This window comes from Sulfitobacter sp. SBS6, from assembly GCF_048285585.1.
In the GTDB taxonomy this organism is placed as follows: Bacteria; Pseudomonadota; Alphaproteobacteria; order Rhodobacterales; family Rhodobacteraceae; genus Sulfitobacter; species Sulfitobacter pontiacus.
Genome location: NZ_JBLWBA010000006.1, coordinates 270185 through 296204, shown reverse-complemented (window position 1 = coordinate 296204; position 26020 = coordinate 270185). Strand labels below are relative to the sequence as shown.

At 56.4% G+C, this 26020-nt stretch carries 27 protein-coding genes and 3 tRNA genes; 14 read left to right on the top strand and 16 right to left on the bottom strand.

The annotated features are described in order from the left end of the window. Nucleotides 1–24: 24 nt before the first annotated feature. Nucleotides 25–483, bottom strand: a complete 459-nt coding sequence (locus ACNQ62_RS10270; RefSeq protein ID WP_005854326.1) for an Lrp/AsnC family transcriptional regulator — start codon at nt 481–483, stop codon at nt 25–27. 133 nt (nt 484–616) lie between these two features. Between ACNQ62_RS10270 and hppD the strand changes: the two genes are divergently transcribed. Then, the gene (gene hppD, locus ACNQ62_RS10265) at nt 617–1711 is read left to right on the top strand and encodes a 4-hydroxyphenylpyruvate dioxygenase (protein ID WP_184581700.1); all 1095 of its coding nucleotides are present in this window, start codon (nt 617–619) and stop codon (nt 1709–1711) included. A gap of 66 nt (nt 1712–1777) precedes the next feature. Here hppD and ACNQ62_RS10260 read toward each other — a convergent pair whose 3' ends face one another. Beyond that, nucleotides 1778–4438 carry a hypothetical protein gene (locus tag ACNQ62_RS10260; protein ID WP_418094824.1) on the bottom strand — a complete coding sequence of 887 codons (2661 nt, stop codon included), beginning with the start codon at nt 4436–4438 and terminating at the stop codon, nt 1778–1780. Between the two features lie 224 nt (nt 4439–4662). Here ACNQ62_RS10260 and ACNQ62_RS10255 point away from each other — a divergent pair, with 224 nt between their 5' ends. Next, nucleotides 4663–5361, top strand: coding sequence for an SIMPL domain-containing protein (locus ACNQ62_RS10255; RefSeq protein ID WP_254704214.1), 699 nt, complete (start codon nt 4663–4665; stop codon nt 5359–5361). Nucleotides 5362–5454: 93 nt separating this feature from the next. On the opposite strand, the gene ACNQ62_RS10250 is transcribed toward ACNQ62_RS10255, so the two are convergent. The 3 genes from ACNQ62_RS10250 to ACNQ62_RS10240 all read right to left on the bottom strand — a co-directional run bounded on the left by ACNQ62_RS10250 (nt 5455) and on the right by ACNQ62_RS10240 (nt 8079). Continuing rightward, nucleotides 5455–6747: an O-acetylhomoserine aminocarboxypropyltransferase/cysteine synthase family protein gene (locus tag ACNQ62_RS10250; protein ID WP_418094823.1), complete on the bottom strand. Its 1293-nt coding sequence runs from the start codon at nt 6745–6747 to the stop codon at nt 5455–5457. Nucleotides 6748–6869: 122 nt separating this feature from the next. After that, nucleotides 6870–7874: a hypothetical protein gene (locus ACNQ62_RS10245; protein ID WP_418094822.1), complete on the bottom strand. Its 1005-nt coding sequence runs from the start codon at nt 7872–7874 to the stop codon at nt 6870–6872. Between the two features lie 121 nt (nt 7875–7995). Then, nucleotides 7996–8079 (bottom strand) — tRNA-Tyr (locus ACNQ62_RS10240). A gap of 127 nt (nt 8080–8206) precedes the next feature. Here ACNQ62_RS10240 and rlmB point away from each other — a divergent pair. From rlmB to ACNQ62_RS10225, 3 genes are all read left to right on the top strand, one after another. Continuing rightward, nucleotides 8207–8983 (top strand): 23S rRNA (guanosine(2251)-2'-O)-methyltransferase RlmB, encoded by a 777-nt coding sequence (gene rlmB / locus ACNQ62_RS10235; RefSeq protein ID WP_037944591.1) that lies wholly within the window; start codon nt 8207–8209, stop codon nt 8981–8983. 10 nt (nt 8984–8993) lie between these two features. Next, nucleotides 8994–9311, top strand: coding sequence for a hypothetical protein (locus ACNQ62_RS10230; RefSeq protein WP_418094821.1), 318 nt, complete (start codon nt 8994–8996; stop codon nt 9309–9311). 231 nt (nt 9312–9542) lie between these two features. Next, a complete protein-coding gene (locus ACNQ62_RS10225; RefSeq protein WP_037944589.1) occupies nt 9543–10010 on the top strand; it encodes a CoA-binding protein in 468 nt (155 codons plus the stop codon). Between the two features lie 50 nt (nt 10011–10060). Here ACNQ62_RS10225 and ACNQ62_RS10220 read toward each other — a convergent pair whose 3' ends face one another. The 3 genes from ACNQ62_RS10220 to hisA form a co-directional block, all read right to left on the bottom strand. Next, a complete protein-coding gene (locus ACNQ62_RS10220; RefSeq protein ID WP_037944588.1) occupies nt 10061–10366 on the bottom strand; it encodes a phosphoribosyl-ATP diphosphatase in 306 nt (101 codons plus the stop codon). Beyond that, nucleotides 10363–11124 carry an imidazole glycerol phosphate synthase subunit HisF gene (gene hisF / locus ACNQ62_RS10215; protein ID WP_064215639.1) on the bottom strand — a complete coding sequence of 254 codons (762 nt, stop codon included), beginning with the start codon at nt 11122–11124 and terminating at the stop codon, nt 10363–10365. Before hisF ends, ACNQ62_RS10220 begins: the two co-directional genes overlap by 4 nt. A 90-nt stretch (nt 11125–11214) precedes the next feature. Continuing rightward, the gene (hisA, locus tag ACNQ62_RS10210) at nt 11215–11931 is read right to left on the bottom strand and encodes a 1-(5-phosphoribosyl)-5-[(5-phosphoribosylamino)methylideneamino]imidazole-4-carboxamide isomerase (protein ID WP_064215638.1); all 717 of its coding nucleotides are present in this window, start codon (nt 11929–11931) and stop codon (nt 11215–11217) included. Between the two features lie 143 nt (nt 11932–12074). Here hisA and ACNQ62_RS10205 point away from each other — a divergent pair, with 143 nt between their 5' ends. Further along, nucleotides 12075–12464, top strand: a complete 390-nt coding sequence (locus tag ACNQ62_RS10205) for a DUF2147 domain-containing protein (RefSeq protein WP_005854302.1) — start codon at nt 12075–12077, stop codon at nt 12462–12464. A 130-nt stretch (nt 12465–12594) separates the two neighbouring features. Further along, complete coding sequence (locus ACNQ62_RS10200) at nt 12595–12987, top strand: DUF2147 domain-containing protein (RefSeq protein WP_005854300.1); 393 nt, start codon at nt 12595–12597, stop codon at nt 12985–12987. Between the two features lie 15 nt (nt 12988–13002). Here the strand turns inward: ACNQ62_RS10200 and hisH are convergent, their stop codons facing one another. Then, on the bottom strand, nt 13003–13641 hold the full coding sequence (hisH, locus tag ACNQ62_RS10195; protein ID WP_418094820.1) for an imidazole glycerol phosphate synthase subunit HisH: 639 nt from the start codon (nt 13639–13641) through the stop codon (nt 13003–13005). Between the two features lie 2 nt (nt 13642–13643). Then, nucleotides 13644–14231: an imidazoleglycerol-phosphate dehydratase HisB gene (gene hisB, locus ACNQ62_RS10190; RefSeq protein ID WP_005854296.1), complete on the bottom strand. Its 588-nt coding sequence runs from the start codon at nt 14229–14231 to the stop codon at nt 13644–13646. Nucleotides 14232–14381: 150 nt separating this feature from the next. Here hisB and ACNQ62_RS10185 point away from each other — a divergent pair, with 150 nt between their 5' ends. Together ACNQ62_RS10185 and ACNQ62_RS10180 are read left to right on the top strand one after the other, a co-directional pair. Next, nucleotides 14382–14621, top strand: a complete 240-nt coding sequence (locus ACNQ62_RS10185; RefSeq protein ID WP_005854294.1) for an Lrp/AsnC ligand binding domain-containing protein — start codon at nt 14382–14384, stop codon at nt 14619–14621. Between the two features lie 101 nt (nt 14622–14722). Continuing rightward, nucleotides 14723–14953, top strand: coding sequence for a hypothetical protein (locus tag ACNQ62_RS10180; RefSeq protein ID WP_340244058.1), 231 nt, complete (start codon nt 14723–14725; stop codon nt 14951–14953). Between the two features lie 2 nt (nt 14954–14955). Here ACNQ62_RS10180 and ACNQ62_RS10175 read toward each other — a convergent pair whose 3' ends face one another. Beyond that, nucleotides 14956–15900 carry a response regulator gene (locus ACNQ62_RS10175; RefSeq protein ID WP_340269608.1) on the bottom strand — a complete coding sequence of 315 codons (945 nt, stop codon included), beginning with the start codon at nt 15898–15900 and terminating at the stop codon, nt 14956–14958. A gap of 252 nt (nt 15901–16152) precedes the next feature. Here ACNQ62_RS10175 and ACNQ62_RS10170 point away from each other — a divergent pair, with 252 nt between their 5' ends. Then, entirely contained in the window at nt 16153–16878 is a 726-nt protein-coding gene (locus ACNQ62_RS10170) for a hypothetical protein (RefSeq protein ID WP_037944583.1), read from the top strand. Nucleotides 16879–17557: 679 nt separating this feature from the next. Here ACNQ62_RS10170 and ACNQ62_RS10165 read toward each other — a convergent pair. From ACNQ62_RS10165 to ACNQ62_RS10150, 4 genes are all read right to left on the bottom strand, one after another. Continuing rightward, a tRNA-Gly gene (locus ACNQ62_RS10165) sits at nt 17558–17632 on the bottom strand. 237 nt (nt 17633–17869) lie between these two features. Then, a complete protein-coding gene (gene ctaD, locus ACNQ62_RS10160; protein WP_005854284.1) occupies nt 17870–19543 on the bottom strand; it encodes a cytochrome c oxidase subunit I in 1674 nt (557 codons plus the stop codon). A gap of 298 nt (nt 19544–19841) precedes the next feature. Then, nucleotides 19842–20519, bottom strand: a complete 678-nt coding sequence (lipB, locus tag ACNQ62_RS10155) for a lipoyl(octanoyl) transferase LipB (RefSeq protein ID WP_418094819.1) — start codon at nt 20517–20519, stop codon at nt 19842–19844. A gap of 36 nt (nt 20520–20555) precedes the next feature. Beyond that, a complete protein-coding gene (locus tag ACNQ62_RS10150; protein ID WP_418094818.1) occupies nt 20556–21227 on the bottom strand; it encodes a DsbA family oxidoreductase in 672 nt (223 codons plus the stop codon). 173 nt (nt 21228–21400) lie between these two features. On the opposite strand from ACNQ62_RS10150, the gene ACNQ62_RS10145 reads away from it, so the two are divergent. Next, a tRNA-Leu gene (locus tag ACNQ62_RS10145) sits at nt 21401–21486 on the top strand. A 68-nt stretch (nt 21487–21554) separates the two neighbouring features. Here the strand turns inward: ACNQ62_RS10145 and ACNQ62_RS10140 are convergent. Then, nucleotides 21555–22703 (bottom strand): trans-sulfuration enzyme family protein, encoded by a 1149-nt coding sequence (locus ACNQ62_RS10140; protein ID WP_418094817.1) that lies wholly within the window; start codon nt 22701–22703, stop codon nt 21555–21557. Between the two features lie 254 nt (nt 22704–22957). Here ACNQ62_RS10140 and purB point away from each other — a divergent pair, with 254 nt between their 5' ends. The 3 genes from purB to ACNQ62_RS10125 all read left to right on the top strand — a co-directional run bounded on the left by purB (nt 22958) and on the right by ACNQ62_RS10125 (nt 25994). After that, nucleotides 22958–24262 carry an adenylosuccinate lyase gene (gene purB, locus ACNQ62_RS10135; protein WP_180827910.1) on the top strand — a complete coding sequence of 435 codons (1305 nt, stop codon included), beginning with the start codon at nt 22958–22960 and terminating at the stop codon, nt 24260–24262. Nucleotides 24263–24440: 178 nt separating this feature from the next. Beyond that, nucleotides 24441–24965 carry a tetratricopeptide repeat protein gene (locus ACNQ62_RS10130; RefSeq protein WP_243250452.1) on the top strand — a complete coding sequence of 175 codons (525 nt, stop codon included), beginning with the start codon at nt 24441–24443 and terminating at the stop codon, nt 24963–24965. Nucleotides 24966–25091: 126 nt separating this feature from the next. Beyond that, nucleotides 25092–25994 (top strand): lysophospholipid acyltransferase family protein, encoded by a 903-nt coding sequence (locus tag ACNQ62_RS10125; protein ID WP_306285024.1) that lies wholly within the window; start codon nt 25092–25094, stop codon nt 25992–25994. Nucleotides 25995–26020 lie beyond the last annotated feature (26 nt).

Genomic DNA, 26020 nt, shown 5'->3' with positions numbered 1-26020 from the left:
TCGGGCAGGCCCCGAGCGGGTCAATCAGGTGGGCAAGGGCCCGTCTCGTTTAAGCTGATCCATAACGATCTGGCTATGCACTTTTGCGACAGCACCATGGGGGAGCAGCACATCATGGATGAGGCGGTTCAGGCTGGGCAGGTCTGCACAATAGACGCGCAGCAAATAATCTGCATCCCCCGTCATCGTCCAGGCGCTAACGATTTCGGGGCGGGTGGCCAAAAGCCGCGCAAAGCTGGCGGAATGTTCGGGGCCGTGGGTACCCAGATGGACCTGCACAAACCCCTGTACCGTCAGCCCCAACCGTTCGGGGTTGAGCCGGGCCGTGTAGCCTTGGATATACCCTTCGGTTTCAAGCCGTTGCCGCCGCCGACCTGCTTGGGACGGGGATAGGTGCAGCTTCTCTCCCAGCTCTTGAGCCGTGAGATGCGCGTTCTTTTGCAGCGCCGCCAGCAGGCGTTTATCGATATCATCTAATGTCATGCGGTATTCTCACATAGAATGATAAAACCATGCGTCAACCCCGCGCGAATAGCCAGTCACACTTGTATGTTTGCGCAAAGATAGCGTGGTTCCGGCGATAGACTGCGCACGAACGCTATTAAAGGAGCATCTCATGGGTCCGTTTCCGCATGACGCCGAAAAATCCAAAATCACCGATGAAAACCCGGCCGGCACCGACGGGTTCGAATTCGTCGAATTCGCCAGCGCCGACCCGCAGGAGCTTCGCGATCTATTTACCCGTATGGGCTATGCCCATGTGGCGAACCACAAAACGCAGAAAATCGAACTCTGGCAGCAGGGGGACATCACCTATGTGCTGAACGCTGAACCTGACAGCTTTGCCGCAGGCTTTGTGGCCGAGCATGGCCCCTGTGCGCCCTCGATGGGCTGGCGGGTTGTGGATGCGCAAAAGGCGCTGGACCACGCTGTTGCCAAAGGGGCGGAGGAATATACAGGCGCAGGCAAGGTGCTGGATGTGCCCGCGATCAAGGGGATCGGCGGGTCGTTAATCTACTTTGTGGATCAGTATTACGACACGTCGCCCTATAACGAGGAATACGACTGGATCGCGCAATCCAAACCCGCTGGTGTCGGTTTCTACTATCTCGATCACCTGACGCACAATGTCTTTAAGGGAAACATGGACGTCTGGTTCAAGTTCTACGGCGATCTGTTCAATTTTCGCGAAATCCGGTTTTTCGATATTGAAGGCAAGTTTACCGGCCTTACCTCGCGCGCGCTGACATCTCCCTGCGGCCGCATCCGTATCCCGATCAACGAGGATCGCGACGAGAAGGGGCAGATCGTGGCCTATCTCAAGAAATACAACGGCGAGGGGATCCAGCACATCGCCGTGGGCGCGCGGAACATCTATGATGCGACGGATGCCATTGCGGACAACGGATTAAAGTTCATGCCCGGTCCGCCCGAGACCTACTATAAGATGAGCAAGGATCGCGTCACCGGCCACCAAGAGCCGCTTGATCGGATGAAAAAACACGGCATCCTGATTGACGGGGAAGGGGTCGTGGATGGCGGCGAAACCCGCATTTTGCTGCAGATATTTTCGAAAACTGTCATCGGGCCGATCTTCTTCGAGTTTATCGAGCGTAAAGGGGACGACGGTTTTGGCGAAGGGAACTTCAAGGCGCTGTTCGAGAGCATCGAGCAGGAACAAATCGACAGTGGCGAGTTGAGCGAAGCCTGAAACGACAGAAAGCCGCATCTTCGGATGCGGCTTTTTCATGTAGCGAGCAGTCAGATCTTGCGTGGTTTAGCCGCGCGGCATCTTAAGCACGACATCGCGCCCGCGGCGGTTATACCGCAATTCGGCCTCGCCAATCGCGGAGACGCGGCCGCCATCCAGACGATCCCCGACGGCAACCTTCTGGTACCGCCCGTTGCTCAGCCGGATCAAGGCGCGGCGGCTTGAGGGTTTGCCGTAGACCCCGATCAGATTGATTTGACGCAGTTTGATCGCATTTTTCACGGTTGCCTGCTTCGATACGGAGGCTTTCGACGGCACCGAAGGCTGTACTACCTGTGGCGTGACCGCAGCCGGCGCACTGGCCACCGTCACAGGCGCAGGCTGCGCCCGTTCGGCCCGACGTACGATGCGCGAAAAGTTACCGGGGCGCGTGTCTGGTCGCTTGGACACTTCTGTCGCGTATTGCGTCGCGTTGTTCACGGGCTCTTGCGGCAAGGCGGCTTTGATCGCGGCGGCTGCGGCCTCTGCTGCGGCGTCAACCTCGGCTTGTTTGGCTGCAGCAGCGGCCTTGATGACGTCGGCGCTGCGCAGGGTCGGGCGGAACGCGGCAAGCTCGTTGCGGGTCACCCCACCCAGATTGGCGCGCTCGTTCTGTTCGGGCAGATCCTCGGGGCGCAGCTTGGGGCGAAAGCCGAGCAGGGCGGCAACAACCGTATCCTCGACCTCTTCCTCTTCGACCGCACCGGGGCGGGCCAGGGTCGCAGGGGGCACACGGGCCGGTTGCCCGGCGAAAACCAAAACCCCATCCGCGTTCAACGTGCCATTCGGACTTGGAACAACCAGACCACGATCATCCAGCGTGAACGACGTGCCCGCCGCCGCCGGAGGGGCCGAACTGATATCGACCGTATCCCCGCCAAAGGACGCAAGCGTCGGCAGTGCAACAGCGTCATTCGAGGTGCTGACGGGATCGATGCTGGTCATGAATAGATCATCCAGCGTCACCATCGACGGCGCTTTTGGTGTCTTTGGCGCGATGGCCCAAATGCCGGTTGTCGCGTATTTCGCTTCGATTTCCTGGGCGGTCAGTTCGCGTGGTTGCAGCTGCTGTGGCACGCGCATCGCGTCCAAAACCGCACCGTCTTCATCGCTGAGCGTGGGATCAAGCGCGGCGACAGTGGTGTCAGCCGTATTCTCGGGCCGGGCCTGCGGTACGATGGGGTCCTCACGGCTTTCCGCCTGCTGTTTGACCACTGGCTCCGGTGGGGCAGAGGCGGTCTGCGTGGTGTCACGACTGCCAAAGAGCCGCGAAAGCGCTAACCCATCATCAAGGAAGACAGACGCCCAAGCTGCGACGCCCGCGAGGAACACCAGCAAAGCTGCGGTCAGGACCAGCCCCAAAAAGCGCGGCTTGCCTCCGATGGACTGCTCTTTGCGGGCCCCGAAAACGGTCATCTGGTCGACTTCGCTGGCCCCCGTGGCGAGGGCCTTGCCGGGAATGGGGGCCGCTTTTGCGGCAATTGGTTTGGGCGGAGGTGGTGTCGCGCGGGGCTTGCGGCGTTTCAGAAAGCCGAAAGGCGACGACTTGGCAGGCTGTGTGTGTTTGGCACCGGTTAACGAACTGCTATCGGGGACCGGCCCGCCCGTGTGCGACAAGGGCTGCACGCTACCGCGCGCGGCGGCACCCGTAACGATGGGCGCGCTGCGTCGGCTGGAAAAATCCGCGGGGGCCTTCGTAGCGGCAGGTGCCGCGGGCGGGGCTTTGGACACGGCGGGCGCGGGCTTGGGTGTCGCTGCCGCATTTTTTTCAACAGATGGGGCGGCTGGTTTCTGTACCGCGGGTGCCGATGCCTTTCCAGCTGACGCTTCGGGCGTTTTGGCGTGGGCGGGGGGCGACGCCTTGCTTGGCGGGGGCTTCACCGATGGGGACGCGGGTGCAACGCGAGGCGCGTCGAGCTTTGCCGCTTTGGGCGCGGGGGCACCTGCTGGTTTCTGACTCGCAGGCTGAGGCGCATCCGCCGTCTTTGCGTCCGGCTTTGCAGCATCAGCCGCCGGAGCATCCAACGTCCTGTCACCCTCCTGCGACGCATCCGCCGTCACATCATCGGCCTTACCGGGGTTTTCCGCCTCAGCAGCCGTATCACCTTTCGGCGGCGAAGTATCCTCCGGAGGCAGCTCCACATCGCCCAGGATAACGAATGGCCCTTTGTCACGCTCCACAGAATCGCCCGGCTCCAACCATTTGGGGGCCGAGACTGTTGGGCCGAAAAACGCCTCGCCGGTAAAATCATGATCGTCGGACTGGGCGGCAAAGCTGACGGGGTGAAAACGATGCTCGGTCGCAAAGGCTTCGGCCTCGGCCAGTGTTTCGCGGGCGACGGCGGCGATATGCGTGCGGGGGCCGTCATTGCTGATGTCAAAGACCAGATCTTCGACGGCATAGGGCGTCGCGCCATCAAGGGCCACTTCGGCCTGTTCGCGCCGCGCCTGATCGCTAAGCCCTGCGGTGTCGATCGTCATGTATTTGATTTGATCGTTCGGAATCAGCAGCTTACTGCGCAGGCCGCTCGGCTCTAGCGCGGTGGCGGTGCTGCGCAAGGCGGCCAGTTGGGCGGCCATATCCTCCGCGTCGACGGCCACTTCGCCCACCTGCTGCCATCCATCAGGGGCGCGGTGCAGTAGGCGAATACCTTCGAAGGAGAGAGACAGTGCAAAATTGGGCTTCATTGGAACGCTTTTGACTAGAGGCATTGGGACGGTGGGACATTCGGACGGCAGCAGATTGCCAATACCATGGGGATCGCCTGCAAAACAGAGCGCCCGTTCACAGCAAAAGAATAGAGCAGTAGTTTGCTCATGAAAAGAGCGGAGCGCAGAGGAGGCTTGCGGCAACTTAGGCGGGAGGCCACATATGTTGCCAAGGGATATCACAGTAAAAAAAGGTCATGAATATGCGAATGTTGAAAATTGCTGCGATCGTCTGTGCCGGTTTTGCGTCAGGGGCGTTGGCGCAACAAGCACCTCAGGGGATCACCGTGAATGGCGAGGGCATTGTATCGCTTGCCCCTGATACCGCGACGATCCGCTTGGGCGTGAGCGAGCGGGCGGCCTCTGCTTCGGACGCAATGGCGCAGACTTCTGAAAAAGTGCGCGGCATTCTAGACCAATTGGACACATTGAAGATCGCGGGCCTCGACCGTCAGACCAGCGGGCTTTATCTGCGGCCCGTCTATGACAACCGCCCCCGCGAAGATGCGTCCCCGGTGGAAGTATCAGGCTACGAGGCGGGCAACACCGTCAGCGTGACGGTTCGAGATCTAAGCAAACTTGGGCAACTTCTGGACGCGGTCGTGGCCGAGGGCGCGAATGATTTCAACGGCTTGCAGTTCGGCTTGCAGGATAATGCAGCGGCGCTGGCCAAGGCCCGAGAGAGGGCCGTTGAGGATGCGATGGCGCGTGCGCAGCAGCTTGCAGATGCCGCTGGCGTTAAGCTTGGTAAACTCACCAGCATGTCCGAATCGAGCCAGGGTTTCCGCCCGATGGAAATGCGGGGTGCCCAGATGAAAAGTATGGATATGCCCATCGAGACCGGAGAGATCGACATCAGCGCGCAAGTCACGCTGCAGTTCGAAATCGCCGAGGCTGACTAACCCTCTGCTGCCTCGCGGCATTTGAAGGTTTGAATAGGTAAACATACCCCCGCCGAAGGGTTGCTTTGGCGGGGGTCTTTTATAGGTCGTAGCTTAAGCCGTCGCTTTAGCCAGCGCTTGATCAAGATCGGCGATCAGGTCGGCGGCATCCTCTGTCCCGATGGAGACGCGTACAACATTCGCGCCGGCGCCCGCGGCTTCTTGCTGCTCGGGGCTAAGCTGTCGGTGAGTGGTGGAGGCAGAGTGGATGATCAGCGATCGGGTGTCGCCAAGATTTGCGACATGGCTGAAAATCTCCAACGCATTTACCAATTTGACGCAGGCGTCGTATCCGCCCTTCACCGCAAAGGTGAACAACCCGCCGGCCCCCTTGGGGCAAACGCTTTTCGCACGTTCGAAATAGGGCGAGGATTTGAGCCCCGCATAGGTGACATAGTCGACGCGGTCATCATTCTCGAGCCAAGTCGCGATTTTCTGGGCGTTTTCTACGTGGCGTTCCATGCGCAGCGAAAGTGTCTCTGTCCCCATTAGGGTGTAATGCGCGGCCTGCGGGTTCATTGTCATACCAAGATCCCGCAAACCGATGGCGATGCCGTGGAAAGTAAAGGCCAAGCCGCCAAAGGTCTCGTGAAAGTTGAGACCGTGGTAAGCAGGTTCCGGTTGGCTCAGCGACGGGAATTTATCATTCGCGGACCAATCGAACTTGCCTGAATCCACAATACAGCCGCCTGTTACCGTGCCGTTGCCGGTCAGGTATTTCGTCGTCGAATGTACCACCAGAGTCGCGCCAAGTTCGATCGGGCGGCACAGGTAGGGTGTCGCGGTTGTGTTGTCGATGATCAGCGGAACGCCTGCCGCATCCGCCACGTCGGCAATGGCACGTACGTCCATGATGTAGCCGCCAGGATTGGCAATGGCTTCGCCAAAGATCGCACGGGTATCGTCGTCAACCGCTGCTTTCACGGCATCAACGTCGTCGAAGTCGACAAACTTGCAAGACCAACCGAAACGTTTGATCGTTTGGCTGAACTGCGTCACCGTGCCCCCATATAGACGGGTAGAGGCGATAATGTTTTTGCCCGGCCCCATCAGCGGGAACAATGCCATAATCTGTGCCGCGTGTCCGGAAGAGCAACACACGGCACCAACGCCCCCCTCAAGCGTGGCGATGCGTTCCTGCAAGACAGCAACGGTCGGGTTCGTCAGGCGGGAATAGATGAACCCCACCTCTTGCAGGTTGAACAACGCCGCCGCGTGGTCCGCATCGCGAAACACATAGGCCGTGGTCTGGTAGATCGGCGTCTGCCGCGCACCGGTCGCCGGATCAGGTTTGGCCCCTGCGTGTATCTGCAGGGTATCAAAACCATAGTTGGGGCTATCTGTCATCGTCGTTCTCCCTAAAATTGTCTTCAATATGGTTAGGTGAACCGATGTGAACGCACAAGCTGTAGGTCGCTTCTGTCACGCTTAGGAGGTTGTTTGCCGACTCGGATGAAATGCGGTCGACGCTACCGCATCCAGTAGCCGTTTGATTTCAAACGATTCCGAATAGCCTGCTCTTTGCGCGGCAAGTTGTCCTGATCAAAGAGAGCCCGCGCCTTGCGACCGCGGCCTTGATAGACCATCCGCTTGATCGGCTCCGAACCCTTTAAAACTTTCTTCAGTTTATTTGGTGCTGCAATCGTTTCTAAAGTGTCAACGACATGGTCCGGTTCGCGTGCGTAAAGCAGGGGCAGCAGGCGATAGTGGCAGCTAACAGACCCGTCAATCAGCCCGTCGGGCAAGGTATCGCGCCCCCCACCAAGCGCATGAATAACCAGCGGCAACGCGACTTGGTCAAGCCAAGGGTCAAAAGACTGCGCGCACAGCTCTTCCGGCGCGTCATCGCGGATCGCCAGCGCATAGTGCAAAAACTTTTCACCAAATTCGCGAGGGCAGCGATAGAAAAAGAAGCCTGCGTTGAAATACAGATACCGTTGCCAATAGTCGTCGGGCTGAGACAGGTCGAGGCTGCTGTCAAAATCTAGGTCAAACTTGTCGTAAAGGGATTTCCACAGACCGGCGTATTGTGGTCCGTACAGCTGGGGAACAGGCCATGTGTTTGTGCGCCGCATGGATGCCATCGGGCGGTCAAAGTCGAAGGGGACCGACATCAGGTCGCCAGTGATCAACGTGTCCGTATCGAAGAAAACGAAGGGCTCAGCTTTTGGAAGCGCATTGAGCATTTCGATTTTATTTCCATATGGATAGCTCTCGCCGAAGTGCTTTGTGTCAAACGGGATCACCTCTGCGCCAAGATTGTGGAGCGCGCTGATAACATCGGGGTTCTTGATTCGTGGATCTCCCGACCAAAGCGGGCCGGGCTGCGGCTCCATCACATAGAGGTTGCCCGAAAAATGGGGGCTGTGGTGGCGCAGCGATGCGGCAAACAACAAAGCCTCATAAGCCAACCGCCCGTGTTGCCCGACGATCGCGATGTTGAAAGCCTGATCCGGCCGGGAAGCATGGGACACGGGTAACCCCTATCATTTCGTATGCGTTCTAAATGCATAAGATGTGTCACAAATTCACATCGGAACACAATGTATCAAACGGCTGTGCCGCTATACTTAAGGATAGTCGAAAAGGGGAAAGTGGTGGGCGACCCTGGAATCGAACCAGGCGTGCGTCTCCGCGAGGGAGTTACAGTCCCCTGCCACACCTTGCGGCCTGTCGCCCACTTTCACCCTGTGCATTGCACCGGATGTGAAGGCGTGATTACAAGCGGGCAGTATAGGCGTCAAGGCGAAAACCGGCGCGAAATGCAGGGAATTTTACCTTGCGATGAAAGATAGAAGGTTCGGCGATGAAAAAACCTAAGTGGGTTGTGCAAAAAGAGCAGGAAAAGAAGGCGGACGCGAACCAAACAGTTTGGTTGTTTGGCCTTCATGCAGTGCGCGACGCGCTGGAAAATCCCGCGCGTGAAAAGATTAAGCTGATGGTTACGCCGAATGCTCAGATCAAGCTGGAAGAGGCGATTGCCAAGGCCGGCATTGAACCAGAGGTCGTTGATCCGCGAAAATTCCGCCCGCCGTTGGATCCCGGGTCGGTGCATCAAGGAGCCGTACTAGAGGTCAAACCGCTGAGCTGGGGGGCGCTCAAGGATGTCTGCATCGGGGCTGAAGCACCGCGCGTGTTGCTGCTGGATCGGGTGACAGACCCGCATAACGTTGGTGCAATTCTGCGGTCCGCAGAGGTTTTAGGTGCATCGGCGGTTGTGGGCATGCGTCATCACGCTGCTCCCGAGACCGGGGCGCTTGCGAAAACAGCGAGTGGCGCGCTGGAGCGGCAGCCGTATTTGCGTGTCCGGAACCTAGCCGACGCGATCAAGGAGCTTCAATCGATGGGGTATCTTGTTCTTGGTCTGGACGGCGAAGCCGATATGACCGTCGAATCTGCACTAGAGGGGAAGCGCGACCGTCCGGTGGCGCTTGTGCTGGGGGCCGAAGGGCCAGGTCTGCGTGAAAAAACCAAAGAAACCGTCGATGCGCTGGTCCGAATCGACGCAGGCGGCGGGTTCGGTTCGCTAAACGTGTCAAATGCAGCGGCGATCGCGCTATATGCGTCGCGGGATCACAGCTGAGCATAATTGCATGAGTTACCCGACAAAAATCGCGACATGCTGTTTTTGCGGCAGCAAGGCAGCGCTGACATTGGGGGCAGGGCGGCACGAGCTGGCTTGCGCACAATGCGGCGCACCATTGCATGATCTGAAACAAATTCCGCTCCCTCGCGATTCTGAAAAGCCCAATACCGGCGGCAAGCCTGCGGCGGGGCTGCGGAAATTTCCACATGCCCAAGCGGCAGCTGCTATTCGCAAGCCTAAGCATCGAAAAGTGAAGAAAAAGAAAACCTGGATCACAAAGATCGCGAGTGAGGTCGCGGAGGTGATCGACGATATATTTGACTAGTTTACGCTGTCAGGAGCGAGATTCGGCGGAAAATGGCTGGCGCATTCATCGTTTCTTCACGGATTTGTCACATGCTCTTTGAATGGAGCAAATCGTTCCTACCTATCGTGTATGACGGCGAGTTTGGAACTCTCGCCGATCACCTAACTGTCCCTCGTTCCATACCTTTGCGCCCTCACGTTTATCGTCGAGGGCGCTTTTTTTTGAACCGTTAGGGGTTTAGTAAGAGGCATGACCTACACCGATACCCAATTGAAAAATATTCTGACGCAGACGAAGCGTATCGCGGTCGTGGGAGCTTCGTTGAACCCGGTTCGGCCAAGCTATTATGTCACGCGATATTTGAAGACCAAGGGCTACGATATTGTTCCGGTAAATCCGGCGCATGCGGGGAAGACACTATTGGGGGTAACGGTGGTTTCGCAGCTGTCAGACATCGAGGGTGGCGTTGACATGGTCGATATTTTTAGACGGTCAGAGACTGTGCCAGAAATCGTTGACGAGGCATTACAGGTGTTTCCTGATCTGGCGACGATCTGGATGCAAATCGGGGTGCAGCATTCTGAAGCTGCCGCAAAAGCGGAAGCAAAGGGCGTGACCGTTATTCAAAACAGATGCCCGAAGATTGAATATCAGCGCCTTTTCGGCGAATTGCGCATGGGAGGCTTTGCAACGGGAATAATCTCTAGCAAGCTTTGACCCCAGTTTGCTACGCGTCACAAAATATACTGTGGTAAACGTGCCCCGTGTTAGCGGGCGGCTTTTTCAGCGAGGCCGCTTTGCGCCTGTCGGCGGCTCAGTTCATCCAGTACATCTGACAGCGCGACGTCGCGGGATGCGAGCATGACAAGCAGGTGGTACAGCACATCTGCGGCTTCCGACGTCAGGCCAGCTTTATCGTCCTTCACGGCCTCGATGATCGCTTCGACCGCTTCTTCACCGAATTTTTCGGCGCATTTCTCGGGACCTTTTGCCAAAAGCTGCGCCGTCCAACTGCTTGATGGATCAGCAGTTTTTCTTGATTGGATTGTTTCAAATAGATCGTCGAGCGTCATGAGAGCCTCATTGGGATACCGGCATCAGCCATGTGTTGTTTCGCCTGAGCGACCGTAAATTCGCCGAAGTGAAAGATCGAGGCTGCGAGCACCGCTGAAGCGCCGCCCTGAACGACGCCATCGACAAGATGATCCAGCGTTCCGACACCGCCAGAGGCGATGACAGGCACAGAAACCGCGTCGGAAATCGCGCGCGTTAGCGGAATGTTAAACCCTTGCTTGGTACCGTCACGATCCATGGAGGTAAGCAGAATCTCTCCCGCGCCTTTCTCTGTCACCGTCTTTGCGAATTCGACGGCATCTATGCCCGTGGGTTTGCGGCCACCGTGGGTAAAAATCTCCCATTTCCCGGGGGCGACGGTTTTCGCATCGATGGCACAGACGATGCACTGGCTGCCGAATTGGTCTGCTGCCTGCGCAATAATGTCCGGATTAGCCACCGCGGCAGAGTTAAAGCTGACCTTGTCGGCGCCAGCCAAAAGCAGGGCGCGAACATCTGCAACGGTGCGTACACCGCCACCTACAGTAAGCGGGATATAGCAGTGTTCGGCTGTGCGTGTGACCAGGTCGAACATGGTACCACGGTTTTCGTGCGTGGCGTGGATATCAAGGAAACAAAGCTCGTCCGCCCCTGCAGCGTCATATGCGATCGCTGCGTCAACCGGGTCACCGGCATCGCGCAAGCCAACAAAATTAACGCCTTTGACAACGCGACCATCGGCGACATCGAGGCAGGGAATAATACGGGTCTTAAGCATGTCTTCTTTCTCGCGACGGGGCAGCGGAAAAAACCGTTGGAGGGCTGTCTGCCCTCCAAGCCACCCGAGGATTTGAAACCATTTGGAAACTCAGGCGAGGGCCTTCAAAGCTTCGCTCAGGTCGATCGCGCCATCATAAAGCGCCCGGCCGGAAATGGCACCGGATATCACGCCAGTTTTTTTCAGCGCCTCAAGGTCGGCAAGGGAGCTGACGCCTCCGGAGGCGATGACAGGAATATTCACGGCACGCGCCAAAGCGGCGGTGGCGTCAATGTTTGGACCGCCCATGGCCCCGTCTCGCATGATATCGGTGTAGATCAGCGCCGCGACACCTGCATCTTCGAAAGATTTAGCGAGATCTGTAACCATTACGTCGGTTTCCTCAGCCCATCCCTTGGTTGCCACGCGACCATTTCTGGCGTCAATGCCGACCGCGACCTTGCCAGGAAAAGCTCGCGCTGCTTCACGCACCAAAGCGGGATTTTCGACCGCGACAGTGCCCAGAATGACGCGTGCGAGACCCTTGTCCAGCCAAGCTTCGATCGTCGCCATATCGCGAATGCCGCCTCCCAACTGGGCGGGGACGTTGCAAGACTTCAAAATCGCTTCCACCGGGGCGGCATTGACCGGCGTCCCTGCGAAGGCACCGTTCAAGTCCACCAAGTGAAGCCAAGTGCAGCCCGCATCCACAAACTCACGGGCCTGCGCCGCGGGGTCATCGTTGAAAACAGTGGATTTTTCCATGTCGCCGTGCACAAGACGAACGGCTTGGCCGTCTTTAAGGTCAATAGCGGGGTAGAGGATCATAGTGTTGCCCTTGGCATTGGGGGAGTTGGTTTCAATTGCCACGGCGGGCGGGTTTTTGCAACGCGGCAGAGGTGTCCCCTACGTCAAGCTTGCCTGAATCGTCGTATTGGCTTCAATCTGAGAGCATATCGGGAGGATATATCATGAAAAGAACGATTATTGCGGCCATCGTTGGCATTGGTTTTGCAGGAACAGCCATGGCTGCCGACCCGGCGGTTGGCGTTTGGAAAACGCAACCGGATGACGGGGCTTATGCGCATGTCAAAATGACCCCCTGTGGTGGGGCGATCTGCGGCACGATTCAGCGGACGTTCAACGCGTCCGGCGAATATAAGTCTGAAAATATCGGAAAGCAGTTGGTCATCGACATGAAACCTGACGGGAGCGGCAAATATGCAGGTAAGGTTTGGCGACCTTCAAACAACAAAATCTACATCGGCAAGATGACCGTCGCCGGTAACAGCCTGAAACTGTCGGGCTGTGTCGCGGGCGGGTTGCTGTGTTCAAAGCAGGACTGGCAGCGGGTCCAGTAAGCTTCATTTCCCTCCCAAATGAGTGGGATTTGCGCGAATCGGGACGCGGGTGTAGAATATGCCCGCGCCTTGGTTTTTTGGTGCGTTGCTAAAAAGCTGTAAGGCATGTGTCGCTTGGGGGAGTGATACGATGTTTTTAACAAAATATATTTTCTATGCTGCTATTTTTGCAGCTTCTTCGACGACTGTATTTGCTGATGTAGTTGAAGGTGTCTGGAAATCTGCGCCGGATGTTAACGGATTGGTTGTTCACGTGCGGGCGAAGCCCTGCGGCCCTGCGTTATGCGGGACAGTCGAGCGTGCCAAGGATCGGCGTGGATATGACAAACGCTCTACAGCGGTTGGCAAACGGGTCTTCTGGGATATGAAGCCGCAACCTGACGGGAGCTATGTCGGCACGTTGCTGGAGCCTTCTGCCTCAAAAAAACATAAGGCGAAGATGTTGGTCGACGGCAATGCGATGCGGTTACAGACCTGCACAGGAAATGCTTGCGACGAAATGATCTGGACCCGCCTTCGGTAGAAGGCGGTGCCCGGTTCAGGGGCGCCAGTTCAGAAAGTTCGCAATCATACGAAGGCCGGTTGTCTGGCTTTTTTCCGGGTGGAATTGCATGCCGATCATGGTGTCACGGCCGATAACAGCAGTGACGTCACCAGCATAATCGACATGCGCCAACCGCTCGGTCTCATCGTGTACATCCATATGATAACTATGGACAAAATACGTGTGATCCCCGGTTTCGATTCCGTCGAAAACGGGGTGAGGGTGGTCTATGACAAGGTCGTTCCATCCCATATGCGGTACTTTTAGGGATGGGTCGCGTGGCGTGATCTTGGTCACTTCGCCACTGATCCAGCCTAGGCCTGCTGTGTCTTCATACTCGCGCCCCATGGATGCCATCAACTGCATGCCCACACAGATCCCGAGGAAGGGGCGGCCCTTGTCGACGGCGGATTCAACCATTGCGGCATAGATGCCGCTTTGACCTTTCAGCGCGGCCATGCAGGAGGGGAATGCACCGTCGCCGGGCAGGACAAGGCGGTCGGCGCGCGCCACGACATCGGCGTCAGCAGTGACCACTACTTCACCAGCATTACACTCACGCGCCATCCGTTCGAACGCCTTATGCGCCGAATGAAGGTTGCCCGATTCGTAATCGATAATCGCAGTTAACATTGTTACAGCGCACCCTTGGTCGAGGGGATATCAGAAGATTTCCGAGGGTCGGTTTCTACCGCTTCGCGCAGGGCGCGGGCGACAGATTTAAAGACGGCCTCGGCGATGTGGTGGCTGTTCAGGCCATGCAGCATATCAATGTGCAAGGTGATCCCGCCATGCGTGCTGAGCGCCTGGAAAAACTCCCGTACCAATTCGCTGTCGAAATTCCCGATTTTTGCGGTCGGCAGGTCCACATTCCAGATCAAGAAAGGCCGCGCCGACAGATCAAGCGCGGTACGCACCAAGGCATCGTCCATTGGGAGCAGGCACGCGCCGTAGCGGCGAATGCCGCGTTTGTCGCCCAATGCGGTGCTTAGCGCTTGGCCAAGTGTGATGCCTACGTCCTCGACGGTGTGGTGGTCATCAATGTGAAGATCGCCGTTTGCGCTGATTTTCATATCGATCAGCGAATGACGCGCCAATTGATCCAGCATGTGATCGAAGAACCCGATGCCCGTGTGGTTGGCGTAGGACCCTGTCCCGTCGAGGTTGATTTCGACGCTGATCTCGGTCTCTGCGGTCGAACGATTGATGGTGGTCTGGCGCATATGAATATCTCCGTCTTTCGGGCTCTTATAGCAGGGCAGGCCGTCGCGCCAAGACAAAGCGTTTCGATGCCGATCGGTCCCAATCAGCGATTGCGGCTGTTGCCCCCTTATGTCAGCTTGGACGTGTTGTAACCAGCCTAAGGCCTGTCCATGTCTACCTGCGTTTTTATCCAGATCCGGTGCCGGCCCGGCAGTACGTATCGCGTTGCCGAAGAGGTCGCGCTGCGGGAAATACACTCCGAGCTGTATTCAACCTCTGGTGATTACGATCTTTTGATGAAGCTTTATATTCCTTCGGGAAAAGATATTGGCGTTTACATCAACGATAACCTTCTGGACATCGAAGGGATTGAACGTTCGCTTACAACGATGACGTTCAAAGCGTTTTGAGGCTCCTGCTTTCTGCGCTTCTTTGCGGATCTGTTCTTTGGGGGCCAGCGCATGCGCTTACCTATGAAGGGGAAGAGGCTGCGGCGCTGCGCTGCGCCAATATGATCGCCTATACGGCGGTAACGCTGTCGCGTGCGGACATGATCGGTGAGGATGAAAAGACCATCATGCTGGGCGTGACGGTCCTGATCCTAGAACGCCATGTGAGCGGCACGCGGGCGCAAAAGAAATCGGCCATGGGTAAAATGCGCGACCGCCGCTCGATCGATCAGACGCTAGAGGATTACCGCAAACATGCGGCGCAGTGTCTGGTGCAATTCCCGATCAACTAGGATCAGGCGGCGGCGCATTTGCTCGCATAGCGCATTTCAGCCCGCGATAGCGCCCTTTCAAAGGTCTTTTTCACCCGTTGGGTCCGGTTCGCATTCGGCGCTATGGGCGTGCCGACTGACAGGCTGATGCTCTCTTGCTTCAGATCATCGCTTAGCAAGTTCAGCGCATCCAGCTTGGCCTGTAGGCCAGCCTCCATCCGGTCCCATTCGGGCAGGTTCGGGTCGCGCGTGATACACAGGAAGGCACCGTTGCCTTCGTAGGACATCAGCAGATGGGGGCAAGTGATGAGGTCGGTCAGGGTTTCTGCCACGCTGGTAAGGAGGTGAAGAAAACCCTGTTGTGACGTTTGTTCGAAAATACGTTCCGCATCATCAATCGACACGCCGAAAACCTGATAGTTGTCCAGTTCGCTCCGATCGAGCTGCGTGATGTAGTTTCCAAGGGAGAATGACAGGATCAGCCTGCCGACATTCGCCAAAAAGACCTTATCGGTCAGTGTGATATCTTCAGCTACCTGTGTGCCTTCTTTGGACAGGTCGCTCGCGTCGATGCGTTTGATGGTCTTGGACGACACCAACAGGCGTTCGGCCACGCGAATGCGGTTGTAGATGTCTTTCAGGTTAAATGGCTTGGCGATGTAGTCATTCGCACCGGCGGCAAACGCTTTCTCGATAGAGATCGAATCTGTCTTCGCCGTCAGCATCAAAATCGGTTTATCCTCATACCCGGGGACAGTGCGAATTCTTCGGCAAAGCTCGATCCCGTCCATTTCCGGCATATCGACGTCCAGCAGCATGCAATCGAATGGCACCTTCTGAGCTTTGATCATGTCGAGAGCAGCCGGACCCGAAGGGGCCGTGTGCAGATCGTTCAGGTCTGCCTGTTCAAACATCGCGGGAAGGAGTTCTAGAATGAATGGATCATCGTCGACTGCTAGAATTTTCAATGTGGTCTCCTTCCAAGATTTGCTTCGGGGCTCCGAGGCAACCTATGTCGAACTCCCTAAACGATAGTGAACAAAACCGGCAACAATATGACTTTTTAAAAAATTCACCCTGTGCGGGAACTATGGGCATTTGTGGCACGAAGGTGAATAGATAAACGTTAACGTCGGAAAACTTCATGGCGAACATGCCGTAAAATCGGCATAATTTTCGTCTATTGGTCGCGAATACGCCTAGCTCAACGGATCCATGTAATGAAAACCACTGTTCTAACGATTTCCCTCGCCGCTGCCGTTCTTGTTTCAGGATGTGCTGCGCCCACTGCCGATCGCGCTGCGCAATTCGGCCCTTCGTCCGGCAAGCTAAGCTTCAAGGAAAACCGTGAGAATGACGCCGGTATGGTGGAGCAAACCGCCGCGCTTGACGCGTTGATGCGCGATATTGTCCGCAACTCCACAATCAAGCATGCCGCGGTTGGTGCCGCGGTGGGCTGCGGTATCTCGGTGCTTGCCGCATCCGATGCCTCGGGCTGCCTACGAGCCGCTGCGGCCGGTGGCGTTGTTGGTGCGGTGAGCGGGAATCTCGCTGGCAAACGAGAAGTCGCCCAACGGATGGAGCTGGTTTCCGCGAATGACCTCGTGCGCAGTATCCGCAAGTCCAATGACCAGCTGGATGATATCACGACACATCTTCCCCAGATGCTCGCACAGCAGCAAGAAGATGTGGCGACGTTGAATCAGCTCAAGGCCTCAGGGGCGATTTCGGAGGATGCTTATGACGCGCAGCTTGCCGATATACGCACCAGCCGCGCAGAGGTTGCCGAGGCGTTGGTTCTGTCGGCCGACCAGGCGAAGCTGGCGCAGAACAACCTTGCCGAAGCGGCCGATCAGGGTCAAACCGGTTTGGAGTGGCACATTCGCGCCATCGAGCAGATGGAGCGTGAAACACTATCAGCACGATCGACGATATCTCTTCTTTAAGCAGACAATAATTGCGTCACCGGCGTTAGCTGTATGGCGGTCGTGTTCATAGTGCCATCATTCGAACAGGTATAAGCCGACGCAGGCTGGTGCTTTCAGCGCCCGCTTTTTCTTTTGATCACAACGGTATTTGACTGACGTTAGGCGTCGGCAGAAACTCGTTCGTTGCCATATTGAAACATGCTCTGTGTTTGGCTCTGACGCACGCGGCTGGGGCGTTTAATCCAACTCATCAGCGATGATCCGCAAGGACAGGCAGAGCGCGTAGAGCCTCGCGAGTATCCACTTGCCCCAGCTTCGTTGGTACAGGCCTGAGACACCTCAGGTGCTCTCGTAGCAACGGGGGAGGGGTATCGGGCCTGTTTGTGCTGCTGCCCTCAGAGAGAGGCCTAGGGAACCCTTGTAGGTCGCAGAGTGAGGACATTCAGCGGTGAAAGCTTTGTCACGTGCCGCTTGGGCGTATCATTGTGGCGACAGTATATTTTGCGCCGCAGCCGTGCCTGCTTCAACCCTGATCGGAGTTCTAGACTGGGCACCAATGAACGGACCCTTGTCCGAACTGGTAAGTGTGCTGGCCCTTTGTAGGCCTGTGAGCAGTTTCATTGTTTTAGGGGCCCGGAACAGCAAAAGGCCACCCGAAGGTGGCCTTGCTGTCCTGCTGGATAAGCAGAGAACCAGTTGGAGCGGGCGAGGCGATTCGAACGCCCGACCCTAACCTTGGCAAGGTTATGCTCTACCCCTGAGCTACGCCCGCATCCTCTGGTAGGGCGTGGAATACCCATAGCGGCGGTGAGCCGCAAGAGGAAAAATAACATTTTTCGAAATTAATTTCAGACAATTTTGGGAAGCCCTTATTTTACGGGGGGACGCGGTAAGATTTTGGCTAACTGCGGATAAACATTCGTCTTTATGAAACTGTACCGAGAGCCCGGGTAGAACGAAAAAAGGCCCCAACCGCCGTTGGAGCCTCTCATTTCAATGTTGTGCTAGCTTAGTGGCTAGGCTGTTTGTCCCATTCTTCCTGCTTGGGAAGAATTTCGAACGTATGCTCTGGTGGGGGGCTTGCCAGCGTCCATTCCAGAGTGTCCGCATATTCGTTCCAAGGGTTCGCAGCTGGGCTGCGGGCCCCACGTGTCAACGTGTAGAACATAACACCGAAGAAGAAGATAAAGGACGCAAAGCTCAGGAACGCGCCGATCGACGACCACAGGTTCCAATATGCAAACGCATCAGGGTAATCGATATAGCGACGTGGCATGCCCTGACGGCCCAGGAAGTGCTGTGGGAAGAACGTCAGGTTCGCGCCAATGAACATTGCCCAGAAGTGCAGCTTGCCAGCCCATTCGGGATACATGCGGCCCGTGAACTTCGGCAGGTAGAAATAAATACCGGCGAAGATCGCGAAGACGGCACCAAGGCTCATCACATAGTGGAAGTGCGCAACCACATAGTATGTGTCGTGGTAGTAGCGGTCCACAGCTGCCTGCGAGAGAACGATACCTGTCACACCGCCAACGGTGAAAAGAAACAGGAAGCCGAAGGCCCACAGCATAGGTGTTTTGAATTCAACCGAACCACCCCACATGGTCGCAATCCAGCTGAATACCTTAACGCCCGTCGGCACCGCGATAACCATGGTGGCCAACATGAAGTAAGCTTGTTGGTTCAGAGACATACCAACGGTGTACATGTGGTGCGCCCAAACGACGAAGCCCAATGCGCCAATCGCGATGATCGCCCAAACCATCGGAAGATATCCGAAGATAGGCTTGCGGCTGAAGGTCGCGATGACGTGGCTGATGATGCCGAAGCCTGGAAGAATAATGATATACACTTCGGGGTGACCAAAAAACCACAGAATGTGCTGATACAGAACTGGATCACCACCGCCTGCTGGGTCAAAGAATGCGAATCCGAAGTTGCGATCCATCAAAAGCATGGTGATGGCACCGGCCAAAACGGGCAGGGACAGAAGGATCAACCAGCTTGTAACAAAGATGGACCAGCTGAACAGCGGCACTTTGAACAACGTCATGCCAGGGGCGCGCATGTTGAGGAATGTTGTGATCATGTTGATCGCACCCAGGATCGACGATGCGCCGGATACGTGCACAGCGAAAATCGCGAAATCCATCGACATGCCGCCTTCACGAACAGAGAGCGGCGGATAGAGAACCCAGCCCACACCTGACCCAAGCTGGCCGCTGCCGCCGGGTGTCAGCACGGAGCAGACTGCAAGCGTTGTGCCGCCGACATATAGCCAGAAAGAGAGGTTGTTCATCCGCGGGAACGCCATGTCAGGCGCGCCAATTTGCAATGGCATCAAATAGTTACCGAAACCACCGAACAAAGCGGGGATAACCACGAAGAACATCATCAAGATGCCGTGCGCGGTGATCAGAACATTCCAAAGGTGGCCGTTTGGCGTACAGGTCGCTGCGCTATCAGCGATAAACCGCGCGCCTTCCATACACATATATTGCACGCCTGGGTGCATAAGCTCCAAGCGCATATATATGGTGAAACATACAGAGATGAAGCCAACGAGGGCCGAAACGATCAGGTACAATAGCCCGATGTCTTTGTGGTTTGTGGACATGAACCAGCGCGTGAAAAATCCGCGCTCGTCGTGATGGTCTTGCCCGTGAATGGCTGCGTCTGCCATGCGGTGCCTCCTGAGATTGGGTTGTCAACTCACGCCCCGACAGGGGGCGCGCATTGAATTAAGGTTCGTTCTAGTGCGGCTTGCCAATATGGGCAATGGCCGCCTTTGACGCAGGGCACGAAAAAAGACAGATCATTTATCAAACTGTGTCGGAGGCGCACAGCCTTGTAGTCACGGGGGGAGGAGGTGTCAGAAGTGCTCATCATGCTGGATGACATACGCCTCTAGCGATGAAGAAACCGTAAAGCCGCGGCGGAAATAGCACGAGCGCAGTGAAACGTTTGAGCGGCGAGGAACATTATCCGTCTTTGGGCGCGTATTCAGACAGCGGAGGGAAAACCGTGTCGAACTGCGCTTTCAGGGCGATATCAACGTCTTCCATCATAACTGGCAGGCCAAGGTCAACTAAAGACGTAACGCCATGTTCTTGGATCCCACAGGGGACGATCCCGGAAAAATGCTCAAGATTTGGATCAACATTTATGCTGATTCCGTGAAAACTGACCCATTTTCTAAGCCGGATACCGATCGCCGCGATTTTATCTTCGCGAATGCCGCCCTGCGCCGCGAGCGGTTTCTCGGGACGTTCCACCCAGACGCCGACGCGCCCCTCCTTGATCTCGCCTTTGATGGTAAAGCTTGCAAGGGTCGCGATCACCCAATGTTCAAGGTCTTGAACAAAACGTCTGATGTCCCGGCCGCGTTTACCGACGTCCAGCATCACATAAACAACCCGCTGCCCCGGCCCATGGTATGTGTACTGTCCGCCGCGGCGCGTTTCATATACCGGAAACCGCTTTGGGTCAGTCAAATCTTCCGATTTTGCTGAGGTGCCGGCAGAATATAGCGGAGCATGCTCTACAAGCCAGACGCATTCATCGGCATTCCCCGCGGCGATAAGGGACGCGCGTTCCTCCATCCATGCTTCGGCTTCCCGGTAATCGACAAGCCCCTTGGAGGTGATCCATTCAACCATTCTGTGCGCACCGTTGAGCCGAGGTAAACGAAACAGTCATTCCGCGGCGCTTACCTCTTGAATTACTTTTTGGATAATTTGCACATAGTTATCGACACCCTGCGCACCAGTCACAAGGTATTTGCCTGCGAAAATCATGGAAGGCACACCAGAAATTCCCTGCGATGTCCAAACCGACTGGCGTTCGCGAACACGTTCTACATGGCTGCCGCTGTCGAGAACGTCCTGCGCAGAACTGCGATCCAATGCGACATCTGCAGCGACATCAACGAGGACACTATGGTCTGAAACATCCAATCCCTTCGTAAAATGTGCTTCAAACAACGCAAGCTTAAGTGGGTGCTGCAGGTTCTGATCTTGAGCCCAGTCCAGCAGTTGGTGCGCGGCAAAGCTGTTGACGATGCGGCTATCGGCGTTGAAATTGAAGTCGATTCCAAGTTCAGTGCCAAGCTGCACAAGATGCGCACGGTTTTGCGCCGATTGCTCAGGCGAAGCACCGTATTTTTCGGCAATATGTTCGGTCAGGTTCTGACCTTCGGGGCCCATTTGGGGGTTAAGCTCGAAAGGGTGCCAGCGGATGAACGCGCCGATATTCAAGGCGGCTAACGCCTGCTCTAGCTGGCGGTACCCGACAATACACCAAGGGCACATCACGTCAGAAACGATGTCAATCTGCAGGGCAGGGGGATCTATGGGCGCTTGGGTCATATTGTTCCTCGATTCATATCCTCCTTTAAGTTTACGTCTTCGCACTGTTTTTCAAGCCACCCCGCCCGATTGAATGATAAATCACACGAATCTGAACAACGACTTAATCTGCGCAATTTTGCTCTTCACTTTGTGAAAGAGTTTGTCTAAACGACCCTCACCAACCATGGCGTGCGGTCGTGGCGGAATGGTAGACGCGCAGCGTTGAGGTCGCTGTGGGGTAACACCCGTGAGAGTTCGAGTCTCTCCGACCGCACCACTGGTTGTATCCTTCAAATCATCTTCGAAAGACATGGGGTCCCGGGGCGCGAGCGCCCCGAAGTATCGTTATGCATCAAGCGCTTGGCTCAAGTCGCGTTTTAGATCTTCGATATCTTCAATCCCCACCGATAAACGCAGCAACCCTTCGGGAATCCCGGTGTGGGGTTCGATCGTGTGGCGGTGTTCGACAAGACTTTCGACCCCGCCCAAAGACGTTGCGCGATGGAAAACTTCCAGCTTACCGACAACCTCCAGCGCCGCTGCGCCGCCACCTTTTACAATGCAAGACAAAAGCGACCCAAATCCTCCTGACATTTGCCGCGTCGCCAATTCGTGGCCTGTATGTGAGGCAAGACCCGGATAGAGAACCTTTTCAATCTTCGGGTGATTTTGCAAAAATTCTGCCAATTCCATGGCGTTGCACGACATTTGCTTGGCGCGCAGGGGCAGGGTGCGCATCCCGCGGACCAGCAACCATGCTTCAAACGGGCCGATAACCGCGCCTGCATCATGCCGGTCCGCTTTGATATCTTCCCACACGTGGCCCGTGACGTCATTGGTCGCCAGAACGCCCGCCAATACGTCCGAATGGCCATTAATGCCCTTTGTGGCAGAATGCATTACAACGTCGGCACCGTGTTTAAGCGGCTGTTGCAAAATCGGCGTCGCGGCCGTGCTATCCACCACGAGCAACCCACCCGCGCTATGCACCGCATCAGCCGCAGCTTGGATATCGACCATGCGAAGCCACGGGTTTGATGGCGTTTCGATGAGCGCCAAGGTTGGTCTAAAGCTCTCGCAGGCGGCGGCAAACGCCGCCTTGTCAGAGGCTTCGACCTCTCGCAGTTCAATGTCACGCCGGGTGCAGAAATCCCGAATCCACTTGGTGGTGCCCCAGTAAATCTGGCTTTGCACCAGCACGCGCTCGCCATTTGGGACGGTACGGAAGACGGCGGCAAGCGCTGCCATGCCTGACGGGAACAGCAGCGATTCTTTCGCCCCGTCCAGTTGAGAGAGCACTTTTTCTGCAACGCGTACAATATCGCTCTGATCGCGCAGATAGATGTTGTCTGCACGCAGCGGTTGGTATGCTTCATCCCGCAAATAGGTCGTGGCCATAGGCAGCGCCGGGACCACCCCGCCGGTTTGCGCATCAACCGCTCCCGCTGCTTGGGCAGCAATCGTAGCGGGGCTTAAGCGAGACGTATCAGACATTTCTTAGCGATTCCCTAATGGCGTAATATATTCAATTTGCGGCACCTTTGCCTGTCCGAAGGTAAACTGCCAGACCAGAATGGGACAAACCCGCCCCTTCTTCATTTTGCTCTGAAAACTCCCGCCGGAGGCGCCTATGGGCGAGGCAGCAAGCGTCCCTGCCTTGGTGGCGCAAGGGTTCAGACTTGTTCTTTACCCCCCCGCGGTCTATCCCGCGCGTACATCAAAACACCCCAAAACAAAGGTATCACCACATGATTCCCCGTTATTCCCGCCCCGAGATGGTTGCGATCTGGTCCCCTGAAACCAAGTTCCGCATCTGGTACGAGATCGAGGCGCATGCCTGTGACGCCATGGCCGACCTTGGGGTGATTCCGCGCGAAAATGCGGAGGCGGTTTGGAAAGCCAAAGATGTCGAGTTCGATGTCGCGCGCATTGACGAGATTGAAGCCGTTACAAAACATGACGTTATCGCCTTTTTGACCCATTTGGCCGAACATGTGGGCAGCGACGAGGCGCGTTTTGTGCACCAGGGGATGACCTCTTCTGACGTATTGGACACCTGCTTTAACGTGCAATTAACCCGCGCAGCTGATATTCTGATCGAAGACATGGGCTTGCTGCTGGCCGCGCTGAAGCGCCGTGCCATGGAACATAAAAATACTGTGCGCGTCGGGCGCAGCCACGGGATCCACGCTGAACCCACAACAATGGGCCTTACCTTTGCGCGCTTTTATGCAGAGATGGACCGCAACCTGACGCGGTTGAAAACAGCACGCTCCGAGATTGCTACCGGTGCGATTTCCGGCGCTGTGGGGACATTTGCGAATATCGATCCGCGGGTCGAGGAACATGTCTGCGAAAAGCTGGGCCTGTCGCCCGAACCCGTGAGCACGCAGATCATCCCCCGTGACCGTCACGCGGCATTCTTCGCAGCACTTGGTGTGATCGCCAGCTCTATCGAGAACGTTGCGACCGAAGTGCGGCACATGCAACGGACCGAAGTCTTGGAAGGGGCGGAGTTTTTCTCGGCGGGTCAGAAGGGGTCTTCGGCGATGCCGCACAAGAAAAACCCTGTGCTGACCGAGAACCTGACCGGGCTGGCCCGTACAATTCGCATGGCTGTGATTCCAGCAATGGAAAACGTCACCATGTGGCATGAACGCGATATCTCCCATTCCAGCGTTGAGCGTGCGATCGGCCCCGACACCACCATCACTCTTGACTTCGCGCTGCATCGTTTGACCGGCGTCATCGACAATATGCTGATTTATCCTGACAACATGCTGGCAAATATGAACAAGTTTAGCGGTCTTGTGATGTCGCAACGTGTTTTGCTCGCGCTCACGCAGGCCGGCGTGAGCCGCGAAGATAGCTACAAGCTGGTTCAGCGCAACGCCATGAAGGTCTGGGAAGACGGCAAGGATTTCAAGACCGAGCTGCTCGCTGACGAAGAAGTCCTGGCCGCACTAAGTGCAGAAGAGATCGAAGAAAAATTCGATCTGGGCTACCACACCAAACATGTTGATACGATCTTTAGGCGCGTCTTTAAGGACTGATACACGCGCAGGTATTTGGGCTGCATCGCTTGACGGCGGTGCAGCCTTTTTGATTCAAAAGCTGCGTATTCCGGCCCTATCTCGCGCTACATCGAGACGGTAGGTTTGAACCTAGTGCTTTACCTATGGCGTGGATCGTCTAACATCAGCCGTGTATTTAGTTCAGGAGTGTTTGACTATGCGTGTTGTGTTTGCGTCCATCCTGTCATTGGCTATTCCTTTCGCGGCCTTTGCCGCTGGCTCCAATGATACGTCCCCACCGAAGCCCGTTGTGAAATGCGAAGACGGGCAGGTGTATGACAAGAAGTCAAAGACCTGTATCGATGCAAAGGATAGCCGGCTCACACCGGATGACCTTTATCAAACTGTTCGTGAACTGGCCTATGCAGGCGAATACTCGGATGCGCAGATCGTACTTGCCGCTATGCCTGAGCAGGACGATCGTCGATTGACCTACATGGGGTTCACGTCGCGCAAAATGGGCGACCAAGCTGGCGGAATGGCGTTCTATGCGCGTGCGCTGGCAGCCAACCCTGCGAATGTTCTCGCGCGGTCCTATCGCGGGCAAGCTTTGGTAGAGCAGGGCGATATCCCCGAAGCTTTGGCCGAACTTCGTGCCATTCGTGCGCATGGCGGGGCAGGGACATGGGCCGAAACCTCCTTGCGGACAGCGATCGCAACCGGTCAGACGTTTAGCTATTAACCAGCCGCTGTTGCATCCGGTGGCGCATTGCCGCCCGGGTGAAACACGCTTGTTGCGCGGGGCCCTGCGCGGTATGAACGGCAGGCCCCGCCCCTTAAGGGCGCTTTTCCTTGCAGGCAGATGCGCATGGCCAGTCCCAAATATCCCAAGAACGTTCGATTTAGCCGACGTGCAGGGCACTACCTGACCAATGCCTTTATCGTCGGCCTTATTCGACTGGCCTTGGTGCTGCCCTATAAAACGCGCATAGCCTTCGTCGGATGGGTCGTTCAACATGTGATCGGGCCGGTCGCGGGATATCGGGCGCGGGCGCTTGAAAATCTTGCGATGATTTGGCCGCAGATGCCGCAAGAACGGCGCGCAGAAATTGCCTCAAAGTGCCTTAACAACGTGGGGCGCAGCTTTATCGAAAACTATTCAGCGCGCGACTTCCCCAAGCGTATGGCAAAGAATACGCCGACCGGCGCAGGCGTCGCGGCGCTGGAAAAAGCGGCAGAACAAGGCAAACCGGTCATTCTGGTGACGGGCCACTATGGCAACTACGAAGCGATGCGTGCCTGTCTTGTGGCGCGAGGGTATGACATTGGCGGGCTCTACCGCAACATGAAAAACCCTTATTTCAACGCGCATTACGTCCAAACGATGGAGGCTTTCGGCGGCCCTGTCTTCCCGCAAGGCCGACGCGGCACGGCGGGTTTCGTACGGCATCTAAAAGAGGGCGGGCAGCTGGTACTGCTGTTTGATCAACACGTCTTTGGCGCGCCGGCGCTCGATTTCTTGGGGCAACCTGCCAATACAGCGCTTTCTGCCGCCGAGCTGGCATTGCGCTATGATGCGCTGTTGATCCCGTTCTACGGCATTCGACAAGCTGATGGGGTGTCATTCGACACGGTGCTGGAGGCACCTGTGCCACACAGCGATGCTGTCACGATGACCCAGGCTTTGAATGACAGTCTTACCGCACGGGTCAAAGCGGATCCCGAGCAATGGTTCTGGGTCCATCGTCGCTGGCGCATCCACGACAATTAATGCCTAAACATCTAGGTGTTTTGAGT

What these genes read in the sequence shown, in the direction of transcription:
- ACNQ62_RS10270 (WP_005854326.1), bottom strand. Translation starts at nt 483, where the DNA reads ATGACATTAGATGATATCGATAAACGCCTGCTGGCGGCGCTGCAAAAG.
- hppD (WP_184581700.1), top strand. Translation starts at nt 617, where the DNA reads ATGGGTCCGTTTCCGCATGACGCCGAAAAATCCAAAATCACCGATGAA.
- ACNQ62_RS10260 (WP_418094824.1), bottom strand. Translation starts at nt 4,438, where the DNA reads ATGAAGCCCAATTTTGCACTGTCTCTCTCCTTCGAAGGTATTCGCCTA.
- ACNQ62_RS10255 (WP_254704214.1), top strand. Translation starts at nt 4,663, where the DNA reads ATGCGAATGTTGAAAATTGCTGCGATCGTCTGTGCCGGTTTTGCGTCA.
- ACNQ62_RS10250 (WP_418094823.1), bottom strand. Translation starts at nt 6,747, where the DNA reads ATGACAGATAGCCCCAACTATGGTTTTGATACCCTGCAGATACACGCA.
- rlmB (WP_037944591.1), top strand. Translation starts at nt 8,207, where the DNA reads ATGAAAAAACCTAAGTGGGTTGTGCAAAAAGAGCAGGAAAAGAAGGCG.
- ACNQ62_RS10230 (WP_418094821.1), top strand. Translation starts at nt 8,994, where the DNA reads ATGAGTTACCCGACAAAAATCGCGACATGCTGTTTTTGCGGCAGCAAG.
- ACNQ62_RS10225 (WP_037944589.1), top strand. Translation starts at nt 9,543, where the DNA reads ATGACCTACACCGATACCCAATTGAAAAATATTCTGACGCAGACGAAG.
- ACNQ62_RS10220 (WP_037944588.1), bottom strand. Translation starts at nt 10,366, where the DNA reads ATGACGCTCGACGATCTATTTGAAACAATCCAATCAAGAAAAACTGCT.
- hisF (WP_064215639.1), bottom strand. Translation starts at nt 11,124, where the DNA reads ATGCTTAAGACCCGTATTATTCCCTGCCTCGATGTCGCCGATGGTCGC.
- hisA (WP_064215638.1), bottom strand. Translation starts at nt 11,931, where the DNA reads ATGATCCTCTACCCCGCTATTGACCTTAAAGACGGCCAAGCCGTTCGT.
- ACNQ62_RS10205 (WP_005854302.1), top strand. Translation starts at nt 12,075, where the DNA reads ATGAAAAGAACGATTATTGCGGCCATCGTTGGCATTGGTTTTGCAGGA.
- ACNQ62_RS10200 (WP_005854300.1), top strand. Translation starts at nt 12,595, where the DNA reads ATGTTTTTAACAAAATATATTTTCTATGCTGCTATTTTTGCAGCTTCT.
- hisH (WP_418094820.1), bottom strand. Translation starts at nt 13,641, where the DNA reads ATGTTAACTGCGATTATCGATTACGAATCGGGCAACCTTCATTCGGCG.
- hisB (WP_005854296.1), bottom strand. Translation starts at nt 14,231, where the DNA reads ATGCGCCAGACCACCATCAATCGTTCGACCGCAGAGACCGAGATCAGC.
- ACNQ62_RS10185 (WP_005854294.1), top strand. Translation starts at nt 14,382, where the DNA reads ATGTCTACCTGCGTTTTTATCCAGATCCGGTGCCGGCCCGGCAGTACG.
- ACNQ62_RS10180 (WP_340244058.1), top strand. Translation starts at nt 14,723, where the DNA reads ATGATCGCCTATACGGCGGTAACGCTGTCGCGTGCGGACATGATCGGT.
- ACNQ62_RS10170 (WP_037944583.1), top strand. Translation starts at nt 16,153, where the DNA reads ATGAAAACCACTGTTCTAACGATTTCCCTCGCCGCTGCCGTTCTTGTT.
- ctaD (WP_005854284.1), bottom strand. Translation starts at nt 19,543, where the DNA reads ATGGCAGACGCAGCCATTCACGGGCAAGACCATCACGACGAGCGCGGA.
- lipB (WP_418094819.1), bottom strand. Translation starts at nt 20,519, where the DNA reads ATGGTTGAATGGATCACCTCCAAGGGGCTTGTCGATTACCGGGAAGCC.
- ACNQ62_RS10150 (WP_418094818.1), bottom strand. Translation starts at nt 21,227, where the DNA reads ATGACCCAAGCGCCCATAGATCCCCCTGCCCTGCAGATTGACATCGTT.
- ACNQ62_RS10140 (WP_418094817.1), bottom strand. Translation starts at nt 22,703, where the DNA reads ATGTCTGATACGTCTCGCTTAAGCCCCGCTACGATTGCTGCCCAAGCA.
- purB (WP_180827910.1), top strand. Translation starts at nt 22,958, where the DNA reads ATGATTCCCCGTTATTCCCGCCCCGAGATGGTTGCGATCTGGTCCCCT.
- ACNQ62_RS10130 (WP_243250452.1), top strand. Translation starts at nt 24,441, where the DNA reads ATGCGTGTTGTGTTTGCGTCCATCCTGTCATTGGCTATTCCTTTCGCG.
- ACNQ62_RS10125 (WP_306285024.1), top strand. Translation starts at nt 25,092, where the DNA reads ATGGCCAGTCCCAAATATCCCAAGAACGTTCGATTTAGCCGACGTGCA.